Origin of the sequence: Promineifilum sp. (SeqCode), assembly GCF_041918635.1 — a bacterium.
Lineage (GTDB): Bacteria > Chloroflexota > Anaerolineae > Promineifilales > Promineifilaceae > Promineifilum.
Genome location: NZ_JAYRVJ010000376.1, coordinates 1 through 2,940, shown reverse-complemented (window position 1 = coordinate 2,940; position 2,940 = coordinate 1). Strand labels below are relative to the sequence as shown.

The following is a 2,940-nucleotide window of genomic DNA, read 5'->3' as shown; positions in this document are numbered from 1 at the left end:
GCCGGCGCTGGCCGGCCGGGTGGCCTGGCGCGGTGGCCTGGCCGACGCCGAATTGGCGGTTGAGATGGCTACGGCGCACCTATTGGTCGTGCCGTCCAGCTACGAGGGCTTCGGCATCGTCTATCTGGAGGGGATGGGTTTTGGCCTGCCGGCCATCGCCACGACGGCCGGGGCAGCGGCCGAGTTGATCAGCGACGGCGTGAATGGCTATCTCGTGCCGCCCGGCGACGCGGCGGCGCTGGCCGAACGCATCGCGACGCTGGCCGTCGACCGAGAGCAGCTGGCCCAAATGAGCGCCGCCGCCCGCGAGCGCTTCGCCCGCCACCCGACGTGGGAGCAATCAACCGCTTCAATCCGGGCCTTTTTGCTCCAACTAGGCAGATAAGAGGAACACAGAGAGACACAGAGATCACAGAGTTCTCTGTGTCTCTCTGTGTTCCTCTCCTGAATCTGCTATCGTTCCTTTCTGATCATGGAGTACTCCTTTACCCGCTACTTAGCCGCCAAGCGCACCGTGGACGACCGCGCGCTCAATGACCACGTCTGGCGCACACTGCGGGCGGCGCTGCCGGCCGGGCCGCCGGACATCCTGGAGGTCGGCGCGGGGGCGGGCGCGATGGTCGAACGGTTGGCCGAGCGCGGGCTGCTGGATGCGGGCGGGCGCTACACGGCCATTGACGCCGACCCGGCCAATGTGGAAGAGATGGCGCGCCGGTTGCCGGCCCGGTCGCTGCCCGTGGCGCTGGAACTGGAGGCGATCGACCTTTACGACTTCGCCCGGCGCGAGCGCGGCCGGCGGGCGTGGGATTTGCTGGTCGCCCACGCCGTGCTGGACCTTCTGGACGCGCCGCGCGCCCTGCCGGCGTTGTTCGCGCTGCTGCGGCCGGGCGGGCTGTTCTACTTCAGCATCAACTTTGACGGGCTGACGATCCTGGAGCCGCCGGTTGACCCGGCGTTTGACGAGCAGGTGGTGGCTCTTTATCACCAGACGATGGACGAGCGACGGGTGAGCGGCCGGCCGTCGGGCGACAGCCGCAGCGGTCGTCGCCTCCTGTCGCAGCTACCGGCCGCCGGCGGGACGATCCTGGCCGCGGGCAGTTCCGACTGGGTGGTGCTGCCGCGCGACGGCCGCTACCCGGCCGACGAGGCGTACTTTCTCCACCACCTCCTGCACTTTTTTGAGCACTCGCTGACCGGCCGGCCCGAGCTCGACGCGGCGCGCTTGGCTGGCTGGCTGGCCCGCCGCCACGCCCAGGTCGAGGCGGCTGAGCTCATCTTCATCGCGCACCAATTGGACATCTGCGGTCGGATCGGTTAGAAGAAGAATCTCACGCAAAGCGCGCAAAGAGCGCCAAGAACGCCAAGAGAAATTCCTTACTTTGCGTTCTTGCCGCTCTTTGCGTTCTTAGCGTGAGCTCTTCTTCCTATTCGTCGCTAATACCCGTCGGCTACCCCACCATAGGCCGAACACCCCCACCAGGCTATCGCGGGCGCGGATAAGGAGGCTAACGCTCAGGCCGACGGCCGGATCGAGGCCCAGCGCCCCATAGGCCAGGGTCTGGCTTAGTTCCAGCGCGCCCAGCCCCGCCGGTAGGAGCAGCAGGATGGCGATGCGGGCGGCAGTGATGGCCGTCACCAGTTGCGGCAGCGTCAGGCGCACGCCCAGGAAGTTCACCATCAGCCAGTACTCGCCGATGAGCGCCGCCCAACTGACCAGCGTGACAGCGATGGCCGCGGCGAAGGCCCACGGGGCGCGGGCGGCGAAACGGCCGACCTGCCGCTCGCTCTCTTCCAGCGTCGCCGCGGCGGCCGACAGGCGCGGCGCGGCTCGGTGCAGAAAGGGCAGTCCCGCCATGCGCCGCGCCGCGCGGGTCGCCGGGTAGTAGCCGCGTCCGGTTACGCCCAGGTAGAGCAGGGGCATGAACAGCAGGGCTGCGGCCAGTCCGAGCGCCTGCTGGCCCGCCTGTTGTGGCACGATGCGCCAGCGCAGGACGGCGGCGATGCCCAGCAGCAGAAAGGCGAAGTTGACGCTGAACTCGATGGCCTTGTCCAGGGCCACGGCGGCCAGCGCGGCGCTGCGCGGCACGCCCTGCTCCCGCTCCACCAGCAGCACTTGCAGCGGCTCCCCGCCGACGTGCGGCCCCGGCGTGAAGTAGCTCAGCCCGAAGACGGCCAGCCGGTAGCCGAGCAGAAGGCCGAACGGCACGCGGTATCCCTGACCGCGCAGCAGCACCCACCAGCGGCCGGCCAGCGTCAGCAGGACGAAGCCGTTAGCGGCGACCAGCACGGCGATCTGCCACAGCCGCAGCCGCTTAATGATGGTCAGGACTTCCTGGAATGAGATGGCCTGCACGATGAGGAATAGTAGCCCCGCGCCGAGCAGCCAGGGCAGGAGACGCAGGAAGGCGCGGCGGGTCATCTTCCACCCAGACGGCGGTACATGAAGCGCTCCTCGGCCGGCCAGAGCGCCAGCGGGCCGGGGCCGAGCAACTGGATGAAAACGGTGCAGACGAGGGCCAGGCCGTTGTCCCAGTGCAAGCCGCGGGTCAGAACGTCAAAGCCGATGGGCACAGCCAGGGCGATGGACAACAGCCGCGGCAGGACGCCCAGACCGACCAGCGCCGCGCCGAGCAGGGCGGTCGCGCCGGCGACCGCAGCCAGGAACGCCGGAGCGGGGACGCCCCAACCGGCTAGCAAATCGCGCCACGCCGCCGGCTGGAGGGGTGAGGAGGCGGCCCGCAGGATGCCGGCCATGCCGACGATCAGCAGCAGCCGCCAGACCGGCGGCAACCAGACAGCGAACAGGCGGTAAAGGAAGCGCTGCACGCGCAAGTAGGCGGAGTGGCGTGGATCGAGGACGCCGCTGGCGACCAGCCAGTCGCGCAGGAAGCCCAGCCCGGTCGCGGCGGCGAAGAGGCTCCCGGCGATGAGCGCCATCGG

General features: G+C 69.2%; 3 protein-coding genes and 1 pseudogene. 2 read left to right on the top strand and 2 right to left on the bottom strand.

Features of this window, described 5'->3' with window-relative positions; translation table 11 throughout:
- Together ACE3UY_RS11870 and ACE3UY_RS11865 are read left to right on the top strand one after the other, a co-directional pair.
- Positions 1–385: glycosyltransferase (locus ACE3UY_RS11870; RefSeq protein ID WP_374687733.1), on the top strand; the 385-nt coding region annotated here is incomplete at its 5' end.
- An 87-nt stretch (positions 386–472) separates the two neighbouring features.
- Positions 473–1,318 (top strand): class I SAM-dependent methyltransferase, encoded by an 846-nt coding sequence (locus ACE3UY_RS11865; RefSeq protein ID WP_374687732.1) that lies wholly within the window; start codon positions 473–475, stop codon positions 1,316–1,318.
- Positions 1,319–1,405: 87 nt separating this feature from the next.
- Here the strand turns inward: ACE3UY_RS11865 and ACE3UY_RS11860 are convergent, their stop codons facing one another.
- Positions 1,406–2,419: a lysylphosphatidylglycerol synthase transmembrane domain-containing protein gene (locus ACE3UY_RS11860; protein WP_374687731.1), complete on the bottom strand. Its 1,014-nt coding sequence runs from the start codon at positions 2,417–2,419 to the stop codon at positions 1,406–1,408.
- Positions 2,416–2,940, bottom strand: a pseudogene (locus tag ACE3UY_RS11855) (hypothetical protein); the annotation flags it as partial. The pseudogene ACE3UY_RS11855 and the gene ACE3UY_RS11860, both read right to left, overlap by 4 nt.